The sequence below is a fragment of the Brotaphodocola sp. genome (assembly GCF_050873365.1).
GTDB lineage: Bacteria > Bacillota > Clostridia > Lachnospirales > Lachnospiraceae > Brotaphodocola.
The window spans coordinates 84,280-100,423 of sequence record NZ_JBNMIQ010000006.1 but is presented as its reverse complement, the minus strand read 5'-3'; the positions used below and the strand labels follow the sequence as shown (position 1 = coordinate 100,423).

At 48.5% G+C, this 16,144-nt stretch carries 11 protein-coding genes and 1 tRNA gene; 9 read left to right on the top strand and 3 right to left on the bottom strand.

Features of this window, described 5'->3' with window-relative positions:
• The first annotated feature begins 12 nt into the window (after positions 1–12).
• The 9 genes from fliB to ACR0QT_RS04805 all read left to right on the top strand — a co-directional run bounded on the left by fliB (position 13) and on the right by ACR0QT_RS04805 (position 11,385).
• Positions 13–1,260: a flagellin lysine-N-methylase gene (gene fliB, locus ACR0QT_RS04845; protein WP_432629746.1), complete on the top strand. Its 1,248-nt coding sequence runs from the start codon at positions 13–15 to the stop codon at positions 1,258–1,260.
• Between the two features lie 421 nt (positions 1,261–1,681).
• A complete protein-coding gene (locus ACR0QT_RS04840) occupies positions 1,682–3,310 on the top strand; it encodes an ABC-F family ATP-binding cassette domain-containing protein (protein WP_432629745.1) in 1,629 nt (542 codons plus the stop codon).
• An 8-nt stretch (positions 3,311–3,318) separates the two neighbouring features.
• Positions 3,319–5,208, top strand: a complete 1,890-nt coding sequence (locus tag ACR0QT_RS04835) for an ABC-F family ATP-binding cassette domain-containing protein (RefSeq protein WP_432629744.1) — start codon at positions 3,319–3,321, stop codon at positions 5,206–5,208.
• Between the two features lie 313 nt (positions 5,209–5,521).
• On the top strand, positions 5,522–6,856 hold the full coding sequence (gene gdhA, locus ACR0QT_RS04830) for an NADP-specific glutamate dehydrogenase (RefSeq protein WP_432629743.1): 1,335 nt from the start codon (positions 5,522–5,524) through the stop codon (positions 6,854–6,856).
• 260 nt (positions 6,857–7,116) lie between these two features.
• Positions 7,117–8,013, top strand: coding sequence for a DUF3881 family protein (locus ACR0QT_RS04825; RefSeq protein ID WP_432629742.1), 897 nt, complete (start codon positions 7,117–7,119; stop codon positions 8,011–8,013).
• A 102-nt stretch (positions 8,014–8,115) separates the two neighbouring features.
• Positions 8,116–8,886 (top strand): YoaK family protein, encoded by a 771-nt coding sequence (locus ACR0QT_RS04820; RefSeq protein ID WP_432629741.1) that lies wholly within the window; start codon positions 8,116–8,118, stop codon positions 8,884–8,886.
• A gap of 110 nt (positions 8,887–8,996) precedes the next feature.
• Positions 8,997–10,061, top strand: coding sequence for a M42 family metallopeptidase (locus ACR0QT_RS04815; RefSeq protein WP_432629740.1), 1,065 nt, complete (start codon positions 8,997–8,999; stop codon positions 10,059–10,061).
• A gap of 182 nt (positions 10,062–10,243) precedes the next feature.
• Positions 10,244–10,315, top strand: a tRNA-Arg gene (locus ACR0QT_RS04810).
• A 218-nt stretch (positions 10,316–10,533) separates the two neighbouring features.
• The gene (locus tag ACR0QT_RS04805) at positions 10,534–11,385 is read left to right on the top strand and encodes a hypothetical protein (protein ID WP_432629739.1); all 852 of its coding nucleotides are present in this window, start codon (positions 10,534–10,536) and stop codon (positions 11,383–11,385) included.
• 49 nt (positions 11,386–11,434) lie between these two features.
• Here ACR0QT_RS04805 and ACR0QT_RS04800 read toward each other — a convergent pair whose 3' ends face one another.
• The 3 genes from ACR0QT_RS04800 to ACR0QT_RS04790 all read right to left on the bottom strand — a co-directional run bounded on the left by ACR0QT_RS04800 (position 11,435) and on the right by ACR0QT_RS04790 (position 16,021).
• On the bottom strand, positions 11,435–13,828 hold the full coding sequence (locus tag ACR0QT_RS04800; RefSeq protein WP_432629738.1) for an HAD-IC family P-type ATPase: 2,394 nt from the start codon (positions 13,826–13,828) through the stop codon (positions 11,435–11,437).
• 206 nt (positions 13,829–14,034) lie between these two features.
• A complete protein-coding gene (locus tag ACR0QT_RS04795; protein ID WP_432629737.1) occupies positions 14,035–14,733 on the bottom strand; it encodes a response regulator transcription factor in 699 nt (232 codons plus the stop codon).
• Positions 14,734–14,821: 88 nt separating this feature from the next.
• The gene (locus ACR0QT_RS04790; RefSeq protein WP_432629736.1) at positions 14,822–16,021 is read right to left on the bottom strand and encodes a HAMP domain-containing sensor histidine kinase; all 1,200 of its coding nucleotides are present in this window, start codon (positions 16,019–16,021) and stop codon (positions 14,822–14,824) included.
• Positions 16,022–16,144 lie beyond the last annotated feature (123 nt).

The window sequence follows — 16,144 nt, the reverse complement described above, 5'->3', positions numbered from 1 at the left end:
GGAGAAAGAAATATGCTTTATACATATCCTCATTATTACAAAAAATTCCAGTGCACGGCATCGGAGTGCGAAGATACCTGCTGTGCCGGATGGGAGATCATGATTGACAAAAAATCTCTGGAGAAATACAAAAAAGCGGAGGGACTGTTCGGAAACAGGCTTCACAATTCTATTAATTGGCGAGAGGGCTCTTTCAGCCAGTATCATCATCGTTGTGCGCTTTTGAACGAAGACAATCTCTGTGATCTCTACACGGAGATGGGACCGGATTCGTTATGCCGGACTTGTCGGACTTACCCGCGTCATATCGAGGAGTTTGACGGGGTGAGAGAGTATTCGCTCTGTATGTCCTGCATGGAGGTCGCAAAGATTGTTCTCGGGACGAAGGAGACCGTGCGTTTCCTCTCAAAGGAAGATGAGCGGGAGGAGAATGAGGATGCGTATGAGGATTTTGATTTCTTTCTTTACACGAAGTTGACAGATGCAAGGGAAAGATTGCTTGAAATTCTTCAGGACAGAACGTTGAGCGCCCATGTGCGGATGGAGCTCGGTCTTGCGCTCGCGCATGATTTACAGAGACGGATTCGTGATGGAAAGCTCTACGAGGTGGATGCGATTTTAGAGCGGTTCGGAAAGCGTGAGCGGGTTGAAATTCTTCGCAGGAATCTTGAGAGAAAGAGAGAGTCTCAAGAGTCTTCAGAGACTTCTCGGTATGCGCTGATGTGCGCTCTCTATGAGGAGCTTGAGAAGCTCGAACCGCTTCATCACCACTGGCCGGATCACCGCGCAAAGATGAAGACGACGCTCTATGAAAATGGGAAGTCTGAATATGACAGACAGAGACGGGAGTTTCTTGCATCCGAGATGGGAGAGCGCGTGGAACTGTTTTTGGAACAGTTGATGGTTTACTTTGTGTTCACTTATTTTTGCGGAGCGGTCTACAACGAGAATGCCTACGGAAAGTATAAGTTCTCGCTTGCGTGCACGATGCTTCTTGAGGATATGGCGCAGGCAGTCTGGGTGCAGAGAGGAAGGCATAGCAATCAGGACGAGCAGGATAATCGGGATAGTCAGGATAGTCAGAATAATCAGAATAATCAGAATAATCGGGATGCAGAGATTTGGCTTGCGGATCTCGTGCATCGTTTCTGCCGGGAGGTCGAACACTCTGAGGAGAATCTGAATGCGCTCGAAGATGCGATGACGAAGCGGGCGGAGTTTGGGATTTTGTCGTGGATGGAGGCGCTTGAGGAAGAGTAAATTTGGCGGGGTGCTCCGACGGCGAGTAAAGTCAGACAAACTCGTTCGCACTCCGGGTTCGGGCGTAGCGGTGCATAAGGCTGTAAAAGACACAGCCTAAGCACCGACGCCTCACACGGGTTTGTCTGTACTTTCTCGCCTTTCGTCGCACTGTTCGAAGGTAAGAATTTTCTGAACTAAAAATTCAGTGTGATACTGTAACGGAAAATCCGCAAAAACGCTTGCAAATTCAATATTTTCCTGTAAAATAAATATGATACAGAAGAAGGGGGACGGAGAATCCCCCTTTTTTCAGGACAGAAACTAACGTGCAGAAAAAAGTTCTGTTTGCGCAATGCGTGAACATGACGAACCGAAAAACGGGTAAAAAAAAGAAACAGTTCACAGAATTAGAAATTTCAAAAAAGAAAGGTGTTAGAAGATGATAAGTGCAAATGGTGTAACCCTTCGAGTTGGAAAGAAGGCATTGTTTGAGGACGTAAACATTAAATTTACCGAGGGCAACTGCTACGGAATGATCGGTGCGAACGGTGCAGGAAAATCTACTTTCCTGAAGATTCTTTCCGGACAGCTTGAGCCGACGAGCGGAGATGTTGTGATCACTCCGGGACAGCGTCTCTCCTTCCTTCAGCAGGATCACTTTAAATATGACGAGTTCCCGGTACTTGATACCGTAATCATGGGAAATAAGCGTCTCTATGAGGTGATGAAAGAGAAGGATGCCATTTACATGAAGCCGGATTTCTCAGATGAGGACGGCATCAAGGCAGCAGAGCTCGAGGGCGAGTTCGCAGAGATGAATGGTTGGGAGGCTGAGTCCGATGCGGCAAACCTCTTAAATGGTCTGGGCGTTGACACCGAGTACCACTACACGCTGATGAAGGATCTGACCGGTGCGCTCAAGGTCAAGGTTCTGCTTGCACAGGCACTGTTCGGAAACCCGGATATCCTGCTTCTCGACGAGCCGACGAACCATCTGGATCTCGATGCAATCTCCTGGCTTGAGGAGTTCCTGATCAACTTTGAGAACACGGTTATCGTTGTATCCCATGACCGTTACTTCCTGAATAAGGTCTGCACGAACATTGCAGATATCGACTACGGCAAGATTCAGCTCTACGCAGGTAACTACGATTTCTGGTACGAGTCCAGCCAGTTGATGGTTCGTCAGATGAAAGAGGCAAACCGCAAGAAAGAGGAGAAAATCAAGGAGTTGCAGGAGTTCATTCAGCGATTCTCCGCAAATGCTTCCAAGTCCAAGCAGGCAACTTCCAGAAAGCGTGCTCTTGAGAAGATCCAGCTCGACGAGATCCGTCCGTCCAGCCGTAAGTATCCGTACATCGATTTCCGTCCGGCAAGAGAGATCGGAAATGAGGTTCTGACTGTGACCGATCTGTGCAAGACGATCGACGGTGAGAAGATTCTCGATCACGTTTCCTTTACTCTGAACCGTGAGGACAAGGTTGCTCTCGTTGGACCGAACGAGCGCGCAAAGACCGTTCTGTTCCAGATTCTTGCAGGCGAGATGGAGCCGGATGAGGGTTCCTACAAGTGGGGTCTGACGACGACTCAGTCCTACTTCCCGAAGGACAACACCGCAGAGTTTGACAGCGACGACACGATTGTAGACTGGCTGACCCAGTACTCTCCGGAGAAGGATGTAACCTATGTGCGTGGATTCCTCGGTCGTATGCTGTTTGCAGGTGAGGATGGAGTGAAGAAAGTGCGCGTACTCTCCGGTGGTGAGAAAGTTCGTTGCATGCTTTCCAAGCTGATGATTTCCGGCGCAAACGTGCTGATGCTCGACGAGCCGACTGACCATCTCGACATGGAGTCGATCACCGCTCTGAACACCGGTCTTGTGAAGTTCCCGGGCGTGCTGATTTTCTCTTCCCGTGACCATCAGATCGTACAGACGACTGCAAACCGTATCATGGAGATCGTAAACGGTCAGCTCATCGATAAGATCACCTCTTACGACGAGTATCTTGAGAGCGATGAGATGGCAAGAAAGCGTACCGTATTTGCAGTGACAGAGAAGGATGACTAAGGCAGAAAATGAGTCTGATAACGATTGAACATTTGACGAAATCCTATACCGAGCGCCTGCTTTTTGACGACACGTCTTTCAGCATTGGAGATGGCGAGAAAGTCGGATTGATCGGAATCAATGGAACCGGAAAATCCACGCTCTTAAAGATCGTTGCAGGTCTTGAGGAGCCGGATGACGGAAGTGTGATCCGGAGAAGAAATCTCTACATCCGCTATCTTCCGCAGATTCCGCAGTTTACGCCGGGGGATTCCGTTCTCGACAGCATTGTGAGAGACAACCGCAACGAGCCTCATTTCACCTCGAGAGAGGAGATTGAGGCGAGCGCGAAGACGATCCTGACAAAGCTCGGAATCTATGATTTTGATGCAAGGGTGGAGACGCTCTCCGGAGGTCAGAGAAAGAGAGTGGCGCTGACAAGCGTCCTTCTCTCGACTGCCGATCTTCTGATCCTTGACGAGCCGACGAACCACCTCGACAGTGAGATGGCAGACTGGCTGGAGGATTATTTAAAGAAGTTCCGTGGAGCCTTGCTGATGATCACGCATGACCGCTATTTCCTCGACAGTGTGACAAACCGGATTGTGGAGCTGGACAAGGGAAAACTGTACAGCTATCAGAGCAATTATGAGGGATTTTTGAAATTAAAAGCGGAGCGTCTCGACATGATGGCAGCATCTGAGCGCAAGCGTCAGAGTATTCTTCGGACGGAGCTTGCGTGGATGCAGCGCGGGGCGCGTGCGCGCTCGACAAAGCAGAAGGCGCATATCCAGAGATATGAGGCTCTGCGCGATCAGGAAGCGCCGGAGCTGACAGACGGACAGGTGGAGATGGAGTCGATCTCGAGCCGTCTCGGAAGAACGACCGTGGAGATTGAGCATCTGTCCAAGGCATATGGCGACAAGGTGCTGATGCGCGATTTTTCCTATGTCTTTTTGAAAAATGACCGCATTGGAATCATTGGACCGAACGGAAGCGGAAAGTCCACGTTGATGAAGATGATCGCGGGCTGGGTGAAGCCGGATTCTGGAACGATTGAGATTGGACAGACCGTAAAACTCGGATATTTCTCTCAGGAGAACGAGGACATGGATGTAAGTCTCAAAGTCATCGATTACATCCGAAACGTCGCAGAGTATGTGCAGACGAAGGACGGAAGCATCAGCGCATCTCAGATGCTTGAGCGTTTCCTCTTTCCGTCTAGTGTCCAGTATACGACGATCTCCCGTCTCTCGGGCGGTGAGCGCAGACGTCTCTACCTGCTTCGGATTCTGATGAGTGCTCCGAATGTTCTGCTTCTCGATGAGCCGACGAATGACCTCGATATCCGCACGCTGATGATCCTTGAGGACTACCTCGATAACTTCCAGGGAATCGTGATCACGGTATCCCATGACCGCTATTTTCTTGACCGTGTTGTGCGCCGTATTTTTGCGTTTGAGGGCGATGGAAATGTCGTTCAGTACGAGGGCGGATTCACGGACTATCAGGTCGCATACCAGCGCAAGCTCGCTCAGAGCGGTGGCGGTGAGATGAGTGGCGTTTCCGCTAATCAGGGTGGAAATGGTGGAGCGGGAGCGTCGTCCGGTACAGGAGCCGAAGGTGCGGAAAGTGGAGCATCTGCGAAGTCTTCCCAGGACGGTCGTGCACACCAGAAGAAGCTCAAATTCTCCTACAAGGAGCAGAAAGAGTGGGAGACGATTGAGGAAGACATTGCGGGGCTTGAGGAGGCGATTGAGTCGCTTGACGCCCAGATTGCCGTGTCGGCAACCGACTATGGAAAACTCAATCAGCTGATGACCGAGAAAGCCGAGAAGGAAGCACAGCTCGAAGAAAAGATGGATCGTTGGGTTTACTTAAACGATCTCGCGGAACAGATTGAGGCACAGAAAAAATAAAGTATTATCATAAAGTGCTATTAAGAAAACAAAATTTCACCGCAGAAAAAAATCTGAATTCGGTGAAAAAAGTTTATAAATTTCGTTCTTGACTTTAATGAATTAAAGTAGTATACTCTTTTCAAACGTCAGGAGCAAAGGGGCTCTGCCAGATGGCAGAGTCCCTTTTTGCCTTTTTCGGGCAGTCTGAACGCTGTTTTGAAAACATTCAACATTCCATGAAAACTCTGAAAAGAGAGAAAAAACGTCTGAAGAGAAAAAGAGATGATGATCAGACGGAATGATGGATCATTGATGAAGGAGGGTTATGAACATGTCTTATGTAGACGAGATCTATGCGAAAGTGGTGGAACAGAATCCGGGAGAGAAAGAGTTTCATCAGGCAGTAAAAGAAGTTCTGGATTCCCTGAGACTGGTAGTTGATGCAAATGAGGAGAAATACCGCAAGGCAGCTCTGTTAGAGCGTCTGGTTGAGCCGGAGCGTATTATCTCTTTCCGTGTGCCGTGGGTAGATGATAAGGGACAGGTTCAGGTGAACAAGGGATACCGTGTTCAGTTTAACAGCGCAATCGGACCGTACAAGGGTGGTCTGCGTCTGCATCCGTCTGTAAACCAGGGTATCTTAAAGTTCCTTGGATTTGAGCAGACTTTCAAGAACTCTCTGACCGGACTGCCGATCGGCGGTGGTAAAGGTGGTTCTAACTTTGATCCGAAGGGCAAATCTGACAGAGAGGTTATGGCATTCTGCCAGAGCTTCATGACTGAGCTGTACAAGTACATCGGAGCAGATCAGGATGTTCCGGCTGGTGATATCGGTGTAGGTGGAAGAGAGATCGGATACCTGTATGGTCAGTACAAGAGACTGACTGGTCTGTATGAGGGCGTTCTGACCGGTAAGGGTCTGACCTACGGCGGTTCTCTTGCAAGAACTCAGGCAACCGGTTATGGTCTGGTTTACATTCTGAACGAGATGCTGAAGGCAAACGACAAAGAGCTGGCAGGCAAGACCGTTGTGATCTCCGGTTCCGGAAACGTAGCAATCTACGCAACCGAGAAGGCACAGCAGTTAGGCGCAAAGGTTGTAGCTCTGAGCGATTCCAACGGCTATGTATACGATAAGGACGGCATCAAGCTGGATATCGTTAAGGAGATCAAGGAAGTTCGCCGTGGACGTATCAAGGAGTACGCTGAGGCTGTTCCGACCGCTGTTTACACCGAGGGCAAGGGCATCTGGACGATTCCGTGTGACATCGCTCTTCCGTGCGCAACCCAGAACGAGCTGAATCTGGACGATGCAAAGGCACTGAAGGCAAACGGATGCTTCGCAGTTGCAGAGGGCGCAAACATGCCGTCCACCAGAGAGGCAACCGATTTCTTCTTAGAGAACGGTATGCTGTTCATGCCGGGCAAGGCTGCAAACGCAGGTGGTGTAGCTACCTCCGCTCTGGAGATGACCCAGAACAGCGAGAGACTTTCCTGGACTTTCGAGGAAGTCGATGCAAAACTGCATGACATCATGGTAAATATCTTTGCAAAGGCTGATGACGCTGCAAAGCGTTACGGTGTTCCGGGCAACTACGTTGCAGGCGCAAACATCGCAGGCTTCGAGAAGGTTGCAGATGCTATGCTGGCTCAGGGTATTGTATAAATTGAATCAAAACAAAACCTAAATATAGCCAACAAAACGACCGTAAAACTCATAAATCCATAAATCAAAAAAGAAATCCCAAAAGGCTTTAAAGTTTTTTGTGGAGTCTTACAGAAACTCTCCGGGACAGATTTTGTCTGTTCCGGGGAGTTTTTTCGCGTTCATCATTTATTGAAAATGCGGGATAGATAGAGTATAATGCAGAAGAAAAACAAAGAAGTAAAAAAGTAATGAAGTATGAAGTAAGGTAAGGAGAGAGAATGCATAAATTTTTGAGAAGTGTGGGATTTAGCACTTACCGAAAGAAGAGAGAGATAGAAAAACTGCTTGATGAACTGGAAAAGGGAAATGCGCGCCAGTGTCTGGAACTTGATGAGGATGAAAATCTCTGTGAGATTCGCGCAGAGGTTGCTCCCGGCATGGGAATTGTCATGGTCGGGGAGGTAGAACCAAATGGACATTTTCGAAGAGAGTTTTACTACCCGTATCTGACTGCTTCCGATCCGTCCTCAACGGTGGACTGCTCGATTCAGCGCCATACGGAGAAGGAGACCTATGCGGGACTTCTCGACGAGTTTCGCGTGGGCATTTCGCTGATCTTTTATCTGGATAACTGTTTTGAGTACCGCTGTCGCCGTTTAGGACGCCTCTCGACAAAGGTCGAGGAAGTCAACCTGACCGGTCTTGCAACCGAGGGAAAGGTGCTTCTGCCACTCCACAAGACGAGAAAACAGATCGAGATGGCAAAGGTTGCAACGAAAGACCGCAATCATCTGCTTGAGGCCGCAAAGAACGGCGATGAGAATGCGATGGAGACGCTGACGATCGAGGATATGGATATGTACTCCCAGATCTCAAAGAGAGTGATGAAGGAAGATCTGTACTCGATTGTGGATTCCAGTTTTATGCCAAGTGGAATTGAGTGTGATCAGTATTCGGTGATCGGGGAGATCCGCAAGATTGAGGAGAAGAAAAACCGGATCACGGAGGAGGTCGTTTATGACCTGACGCTTGAGTGCAGTGATATGATTTTCCATGTCGGAATTGCGAAGAAAGATCTGATCGGAGAGCCGAAGATCGGGCGCAGATTTAAGGGACAGATCTGGATGCAGGGAGTCGCAAAGTTTGCGGGAAGCCGAAAGAACAGTGGCGTTTAACGTTTAACGTGATCATTATTGTTTCGGGTAGGTGCGGTGTGTAAGTGCACTCTGAAAAAACAAAGATGGGAAAACGGAATAACGGGAAGGATACAAAAGAATATGGAAACAGAAATTAAGGGAGAAACACAGAAGGAAGCGCAACAAAAAATGACCCCAAAGTCTGAGCAGAAATCGGAACCGAAAGCTGAGCAACTGAAGGTGTTGGTTGAGGAGGAGAAGAAAGAGAGCATCTGGATGCGACTCGATCTCTGGATGCACTGCCTGATGGCGCTTGTCGGCGGTTTTATGGGCGCATATGCAATCTTCAATCGATTTGATATTTTTGGTTCGGCAGTGACCGGAAATCTGATTCATTTGGTCATGGATCTCGAGGATGCAAAGATGCTCAGTGTGCTGATTCGTCTCGGAAGTGTTGTTGTCTTCGCGTTGGCAGTGGCGATTGCAACGCTGATTCCGGCGAGAACAAGTTGGAATGTCAGAAAGATTTGCCTGTATATTGAGATTCCGGTTTGTATTTTGCTGGCATTTTTTCCGGCAGATATGAATGGAATGCTTTCGCTCTATCCGGTATTTTTCATCATGGCATTTCAGTGGACTTCATTTACCGGAGCGTGTGGATATGTTTGCTCGACGATTTTTTCCACGAACAATTTAAAGCAGACGGTATCCTCATTTTGCCTTTACTGGAACAGTGGCGATCCGAAATATAAGGAAAAGGGAACGATCTTCGGTCTGACGCTTCTCGCTTTCCACACCGGAATCGCAATCTCTTATGCCACTTCCAAGATGCTGGGATTGGGACTGAAATCCTCCCTGCTCTGTGTGATTCCGCTTGCGATTGTCTATGTGCTTGTGGAAAAGCAGTCTTGAGTTATAAAATTGCCGGGGGCAATTTGGGGTGATTTTTAATGGATGTTTTTTGGGGATTGTGAAGGGATTGAACCGTTAAAATTATTTGAAAAAAATGGAGAAGAACTATCATGACAGAACTTGAGATAAAAAACTATATGACAGAAAAGCTGAGAAGTGTGGTAAACATTCCGAGCCCATCCGGTTACACGAAAGAAGTTATGGGATGGCTGAAAGCAGAGGCAGAAAACCTTGGTTTCCACACAGAGTACACAAGCAGAGGGGCGTTGATTGTGGATGTCCATGAGGGAGATGCGAAGGACGGTGGAAATCGCCTTCTCGCCGCACACTGTGACACCCTTGGCGCGATGGTGAGAACGATTGTGGATGATGGAACTTTAAAACTTGTTCCGGTCGGCGGATATATGATGGAGAGCATTGAGGGCGAGTACTGCACGGTTCACACGCGCGATGGTCGTTCTTACACAGGTACGATTCTGACGACAGAGCCGTCTGTTCACGTTTTCCCGGAGTGCCGTGACCAGAAGAGAACAGATGACTGTATGAGAGTGCGTCTCGACGAGGATGTGCACACGAAAGAGGAGGTGCGCGCACTCGGAATTGAGAATGGAGATTATATTTCGTTCGATCCGCGTTTTGTCGCATGTGAGAGCGGATACATCAAATCCCGTCACCTTGATGACAAGGCGAGCACAGCTGTCCTTCTGACTCTGCTTAAAGAGATTCATGATGGAAAAGTAAATCCGGTCGGAAAGATCCGGATGCTGTTTACGAATTTTGAGGAAGTTGGTTTCGGCGCAAGCTACATTCCGGAGGATGTGACTGAGATGCTTGCTGTGGATATGGGAGCAGTCGGAGACGATCTCGAGGGCGATGAAAAGAAAGTCTGCATCGTCGCAAAGGACAGCGCAGGTCCGTATGACTATGATCTGACGACGAAGATGATTGAGATGGCAAAAGAGCTTGAACTTGACTATGCAGTCGACTGTTACCGCAGGTACAGCTCCGACGCTTCCGCTGCAATCCGTGGCGGTCACAATGTGCGCCATGCGCTGATCGGTCAGGGTGTTCAGGCATCTCATCACATGGAGCGGACTCATATTCACGGAATGATGCAGACACTCAAACTTGTGGAGGCATATGTAGAAAGAAATACGCAGGTAGGAATTTTCTGAACGGAAAATTCCGTATGATACAGTAGTGGGAGCAGATTTTGCCGATTTGGAATGCGAAGCATCGGCAAAATCCGTTGCAGTTCGTGCAATGCATGAACTGTAACAAGCATATGTGCAGAGAGATACGCAGGAATAATTCCCGCTTGACGGAACCTGTCTGTTTGCTCTATAATAAAGGGGCTGTTCTCGTAGTTCAACGGATAGAACAGACGCCTCCTAAGCGTCAGATATGGGTTCGATTCCCGTCGGGAACGTTAGATGAAATAAGAAAAGTGAAAATAAAAAGTAAGTTGCGATCCGGCAGTCATGTATGTGGCTGTCGGATTTTTGCGTTCAGAGGGCTTATTCGCATGTTTGTCACAGCTTGCATATCCTGATAGGGAGAAGGGAACTTTTCAGAGGATCGTAACGAATAACGAATGACGAGGAAACTTCTCTCGAAATAAAGAATAAAAAATCAGGAGTGTTGATTATGGCAAGATTTACGAACTATGCGACTCTTTCTTATAACGGCGGAAGTACAGATTCCAATACCGTCACGGGTGAATTGCTTGAGGTGCTGTCTGCGTCAAAGACGGCGGTGAAGGAAGTGTATACAGCGAAGGATCGGGTGACGTATGTGCTGTCGCTGATTAACAGCGGAAAGACGGAATTTACCGGATTGACGGTGACCGATGATCTTGGTGGTTACCTGTTTGAAGAGAATCTGGTCTATCCATTATCATATGTCGAAGGTTCTCTGCGTGCCTATGTAAATGGCGTGCTCCAGATCGCTCCGACTGTGACCGCAGGTCCGCCTCTGTTGATTGAGGGTGTGAGTGTTCCGGCAGATGGAAATACGATTCTGATTTACGAGGCAGAGGTGACGGAGTATGCACCGCTCGGAATCGAGTCTGTGGTCACAAACACTGCGACGATCACGGGTGGAGGATTGAATGCGCCTCTGACTGTGACGGAGACGATCGGAATGGAGAGCAAGGCAGATCTTAGCATCAGTAAGGCACTTTGCCCGTCGACAGTGACAGAGAACGGACAGCTGACTTACACGTTTGTGATTGAGAACAGCGGAAATGTCGAGGCGACGGAGGAGGATAGCGTGGTTCTCAGCGATACCTTCAACCCGAAGCTCAAGGCAATCACCGTCACCTTCAATGGCACGGTTTGGACCGAGGGAGTGAATTACACTTACGATGCGGATACGGGCGTGTTTGCGACACTCGAAGGGCAGATCACGGTGCCCTCGGCATCGTATGTACAGAATGAGGATGGAACCTGGAGCACAAATCCGGGCAGTGCGACGCTTGTGATCACCGGTACGGTGTAGGGAGGAGCCGGTAACGGGATCGTTACCGGCTTCAGAGAAAATTATTGATTTATTGATTGGCAGGCTGTGAAGTGAGATTCACAGCCTGTTGAATTTTCAGGATCAGAATCAGGAGGACACTTCCCATGATTGCGGTGATCAGGAAGATAAGAAATGTCGGAAGTGTCAATGCGCTAAGGTGCAAGATGCTCGAAAACAGCAGGATGGAGGTGACCACACCGCCTGTCGCCAGGATGCAGATTGCTATGCGCAGAGGGGTGAACGGAAAACAGCTTTTGAAAACGGCAGTCAGCGAGAAGAAGATCAACAGCAGATACTGTACCAGTTGAAGATCGCCACCAAAGAGCGGTGTGAACAGTGCAGGAAACAGAATCGTGCTTGTGATGATCAGGCTGAAAGGAACTGCATTGCAGAATGCAGTGGAGAGGAAACTGCCGGATACCGGGCTTGTATCCGATTCAAAAATTGTTGCAAAAGAAGGAAAGGCTTCAATAAACGCATCGACCAGAGTAATCTGAATCGGGATAAATGGAAATGGAATGTTGACCACAAGGCAAAAGATCGATAAAAGCAGGGAGTAAATGGTTTTGATAAAGAATACTCCTGCGGTTCGGGTGACGTTGTGGATGACTTTTCTTCCCTCTTTTACGACCTCCGGGAGGTGGGTAAAATCGGATTCCATGAGGACAATCTGAGCGAGCTGACGGCTGGCATCACTGCCCTGAGCGACTGCGATCGAACAGTCAGCCTGATGCATGGCGAGCAGATCGTTGACACCGTCACCGGTCATGGCAACCTTGTGGCCGGATTCTTGCATGGCGGAGACGAGACTCTGTTTTTGGCGCGGAGTGACACGCGCGAAAACCGAATACTCCTCACATAATTTTTTATAGTCCGCGTTTGATTCGTCGATTGTGGACAGATCGATCGCATGATTCCACCGCTTCAGACCGGCACGGCGGGCAGTCTGAGAGACGGTTTTGATGTGATCACCGGAAATGATTTTCACATCAACGCCCTGTCTTGCAAAGTAATCAAGCGTTTTTTCTGTGTTTGGTCGTATCGTATCCGTAAGTGTAAAAAGATAGAGCGGAATCAGCGATTTTGAATCTGGAAGAGTGAGATCATCCTGCCAGATTTCCGGGTAGAATGCGGAGGCAACTACTCGGTTTCCGGCTTTTAATGCCCGCTCCTCGGCAGGGAGAGAGCAGGTCAACAGACGCTCCGGTGCGCCCACAAATACCGTTCCGATTCCGTCAAAGGAGACGGCGCCCCATTTTCGGCGGGAGGAAAACGGAATTTTTCCGGAAACGTTTCCCGAAAAATCGGGATGAAATTTTGCCTTCAGTGCGAGGGCAGTGGCATTGTTGTCATCCGTGTTGCCGAGGTATGCACTCAGCAGGTTTTCTGCTTGCTCAGGCGAGATCTTGTCCGGAGAGAGGGGAAGAATATCGGAAACGGTCAGATTTCCACTTGTGATCGTTCCTGTCTTGTCGAGGCAGAGAACGTCGACGTGGGCGAGTGTTTCCAGGGCAAAAATGTTCTGGACAAGAATGCGATTTTTGGCAAGGCGGGATACGCCGGTTGCAAGCGAAACGGAGATCAGAAGAACCAGACCTTTTGGAAGCATTCCGAGAAGTCCGGCACAGGAGGAGACAACCGCTGTCTCAAAGGAGGACTTTTGAAGGAAACAGGATTCAGCAAGGAGTGCGATTCCGATTGGGACGAGGAAACGGCTGGTGAAACGAGTAACTTTTCGCATTGATCCGAGAAGTTCCGAGGAAGTCTGTTTTTCCTGCTTTACCTCCGTGGCAAGGGAAGCAGAATAATTTTCATTTCCCACATGAACGACCTTTGCGAAACATTTTCCACAGATCACAAAACTTCCGGAGAGCAGTTGACTTCCCTCCTGCCGAATAACGGCATCGCTCTCACCTGTCAGAAGACTCTCATTTACTTCGATGCTTCCAGACAGGACAACAGCGTCATTGCAGATCTGGCGTCCACTTTCGAGGATCATGATGTCATCGCGAACAATCTGGTCGGAAGAGAGTTCCGTAGGGACTCCGTCACGCAAAACGAGGGCGCGGGGTTGATTCAGAATGGTCAGTTCATCAACGAGTTTTTTCGCCTTTAATTCCTGTGCGATTCCGATCACAATATTCACGAGAATGATTGCAATAAATGCCATATTGCTGTAAGCGTGAACGCTAAACAGTAAACCGGCAATCAGAAAGTTGAGCAGGTTAAAGAGCGTGCATACATTGTCTTTGATGATCTGCGAAGTTGTTTTTGTGACGGATGGGCGGGCACTCCCCCCTTCGCCGTTCGCGATTTTCTGAGCGACCTCCTCACTGGTCAGACCGGTTATTTCCGGTAAGTCAGAAATTCGGTGAGGCTCATTTTGAAGTTTGGTTGCTGTTTCCGTTTTTTCTTCCTTCATGATGTCTCTCCTCTCAAAAAACTGTAAGGGAAAAATTTCTCTCTTACAGTTTTTATTTTACAGGGTGAGGTTTAACAGAAGAAAAAACGTTTTTAAACAGAATTTAAACAGCATAAAAAGACAGTATAAAAAGACAACATAAAAAGACAACGTAAAAAGACCGTGTAGAATGACAGCATGGAAAAATCGGGGAAAGAGGGGCACATTTAGACGATGTGCAGGCGGTAGCCGACTCCCCACACGGTCTGAAGCAGTTTGGGATCAGACGGAATTTCCTCAATCTTTTCGCGCAGACGGTTGATATGAACGGCGACGGTGATGTTGTCTCCGAGGGATTCGAGTCCCCAGATCAGCTCATATAGATCTTCACGGCTGTACACCTGATTGGGATGGCGCATCAGAAAGAGAAGAAGCTCGTATTCCTTATTTTTCAGAGAGAGTTCCTGACCGTTCTTTGTGATGATACGGAGTGTCGGATCGGCGGTGAGTGGACCAACTGTGAGAAGTGCGGGGGCAGTCACCGCAGGTTTTAGGCGGTCATACTGTGCGAGATTTGCACGGACGCGCGCGACGAGAACACTCGGGGAAAATGGTTTTTCGATATAGTCGTCAGCACCAAAACCGAGTCCGCGGATCTTGTCGACATCCTCCGTTCTGGCGGTGACCATCAGGATCGGAATGTCTTTGACGGCGCGGATCGATTTGCACAGTTGGAAACCGTCGATGCCGGGAAGCATAATGTCGAGCAGGATCAGATCAAACGTCTGGTGGAGCGCAAGATCGAGTCCGCTCGTGCCGTCGCAGGCGATCGTGACATGGTAACCGCTGAGCTCCAAATAGTCGCGCTCAATTCCAGCGATATCGGCATCATCTTCAATAATCAGGAGATGTTTTTGATCGGACATAGTTTATCAATCCTCCATTAAAAATAACGGTAAATAACATTTATGAAATTCATTACAGTTGTGCCATTTATTTAATTAAGATTGTTATTCAATTAAGATTGTTTTGTGTTTTGGCAGTGCGTGAAACAGGGAAGATCAGGGTGATGCACAGCCCGCCGTCCTTGCTGTTTTTGGCAAAGACATTTCCGCCCATCTGTTTCATTGATTTTTTTACAATCGATAAGCCGAGTCCGCTTCCAACGGTGGAACGGGAAGTAGTTCCGCGATAAAATGGCTCAAATAGACTTGAGAGCTGTTGTTCGGGGACACCCGGTCCATTGTCTGTGATCGTCAAACGAAGGTTCCCAGTGTTCGCACTCCCAGTTTCTTCTTCCACGCAGATTACAACATGATCCGCACCGTACTTGGCACTGTTGTCGAGAAGGTTTTGAAAGATCCGCTGAATGAGATTCAAATCAGCCCGGACGAGATAGGGGGAATCCGATTCAGAATCGTCAAAATCAGAACTCGGATGTTCGGAAAAGGTGACGGCGAGGGATTCTGGTTTGCAGGTGGGAAGCAGGTCTTTAAGCGTTTCCGGGAGCGGGATTTCTTCCAATTTTGCGGGATACTTGTCGGCACCCAGTCTTGCAAGCTCAAAGAGCCGGTTGATCAGTGACTCAAGCTCATTTTCGCGCGCATAGATCGTTTGCAGGTATTTCTGACGCGTGGATTCGTCGGAAGCGATTCCATCAAGAAGGGCTTCGGTGTAGGCGCGGATTGTCGTCAGCGGACTTTTCAGATCATGGGACATTCCGGCGATCAGTTCCTGCTTCTTTTGCTCTTGCTCCTGCTGTTTGGAGAGAGAGGCATGAAGGCGGGATGCCATCTCGTCAACCGCGTCGCAGGCGGACTTGAATTCATCCTGATTTTCATAAGAGATCGGAGTTTCGAGGTCACCTGACTGGATTCGTTTTACCCCTTCAAGCAGAGTATCGAGAGGTGCCTGAATGTGGGCAAACAGGGAACGCGTCAGATAGAGATTGATAAATCCCACAGTCGTGATAAGCGTGCAGACGACAACGCTAAAATAGAGGACGATAAATAGCTTGAGACCGGAAAACATCTCTTCGATCTGTTCGCCCATGTCGTGAAGATTTTGCAGAGTGAGACCGATGCGTGGCAGATAAATCTTCTCAAGCAGTAAGAGGGCAGCGCCCGAACCGAGAAGCAGAAGAATGCCGGCAATGCACACCGGAACGATCAGCATAATGATATTGGAACGTTTTAAACGATTCTGAATGGTCATACAGGGTTCTCCTTTTAAGAAATGCGTAATTGGGGAGTTATGAATTACCTGTATTGTATCATATTTGAGGAAGACAAAATTAAACAAATGTTAAAATGATTTTATGGACAAAATGAAGTTCGC